This window comes from Nocardiopsis sp. NPDC049922 (genome assembly GCF_040660275.1).
Lineage (GTDB): Bacteria > Actinomycetota > Actinomycetes > Streptosporangiales > Streptosporangiaceae > Nocardiopsis.
The window spans coordinates 1-1433 of the sequence record NZ_JBFAME010000057.1 but is presented as its reverse complement, the minus strand read 5'-3'; the positions used below and the strand labels follow the sequence as shown (position 1 = coordinate 1433).

General features: G+C 56.5%; 1 rRNA gene. It reads right to left on the bottom strand.

Features of this window, described 5'->3' with window-relative positions:
• Window positions 1-37: 37 nt before the first annotated feature.
• Window positions 38-1433 (bottom strand): 23S ribosomal RNA (locus AB0I72_RS28355); the annotation flags it as partial.

Sequence of the window (1433 nt, the reverse complement as noted above, 5' to 3'; positions counted from 1 at the left end):
ATGTGAAACAGTGTGCGCGAACATCCAATTATCTGCAGCGGACAAGCCCTCGGCCTATTAGTACCGGTCAGCTCCACCCCTCACAAGGCTTCCACACCCGGCCTATCAACCCCATCGTCTCTAGGGAGCCTTACCCTCTCACAGGAGGCAGGAGACCTCATCTCGAAGCAAGCTTCCCGCTTAGATGCTTTCAGCGGTTATCCCTCCCGAACGTAGCCAACCAGCCATGCCCTTGGCAGGACAACTGGCACACCAGAGGTTCGTCCGTCCCGGTCCTCTCGTACTAGGGACAGCCCTTCTCAAGTCTCCAACGCGCACAGCGGATAGGGACCGAACTGTCTCACGACGTTCTAAACCCAGCTCGCGTGCCGCTTTAATGGGCGAACAGCCCAACCCTTGGGACCAACTCCAGCCCCAGGATGCGACGAGCCGACATCGAGGTGCCAAACCATCCCGTCGATACGGACTCTTGGGGAAGATCAGCCTGTTATCCCCGGGGTACCTTTTAGCCGTTGAGCGACACCGCTTCCACACGCCGGTGCCGGATCACTAGTCCCAGCTTTCGCTCCTGCTCGACACGTCCGTCTCACAGTCAAGCTCCCTTGTGCACTTACACTCAACACCTGATTACCAACCAGGCTGAGGGAACCTTTGGGCGCCTCCGTTACTCTTTAGGAGGCAACCGCCCCAGTTAAACTACCCACCAGACACTGTCCCCGAACCGGATCACGGCCCAAGGTTAGATGCCCGAAACAGTCAGAGTGGTATTTCACCAACGCCTCCACCGCCACTAGCGTGACAGCTTCACCGGCTCCCACCTATCCTACACAAACCATCCCAAACACCAATGTCAAGCTATAGTGAAGGTCCCGGGGTCTTTCCGTCCTGCTGCGCGAAACGAGCATCTTTACTCGTAGTGCAATTTCACCGGGCCCATGGTTGAGACAGTGGGGAAGTCGTTACGCCATTCGTGCAGGTCGGAACTTACCCGACAAGGAATTTCGCTACCTTAGGATGGTTATAGTTACCACCGCCGTTTACTGGCGCTTAGATTCCCAGCTTCGCCAGGGCGAACCCCAACTAACCAGTCCTCTTAACGTTCCAGCACCGGGCAGGCGTCAGTCCGTATACAGCGTCTTACGACTTCGCACGGACCTGTGTTTTTAATAAACAGTCGCTTCCCCCCGCTATCTGCGACCCCACCCAGCTCCAGAAGCAAGTTCCTTCACCAGACAGGGCTCCCCTTCTCCCAAAGTTACGGGGACAATTTGCCGAGTTCCTTAACCATGGTTCACCCGAACGCCTCGGTATTCTCTACCTGACCACCTGCGTCGGTTTAGGGTACTGGCCACACACGAACTCGCTAGAGGCTTTTCTCGACAGCATGGGATCACTCACTTCACCAAAAACGGCTCGGCATCACGTCTCAGCCC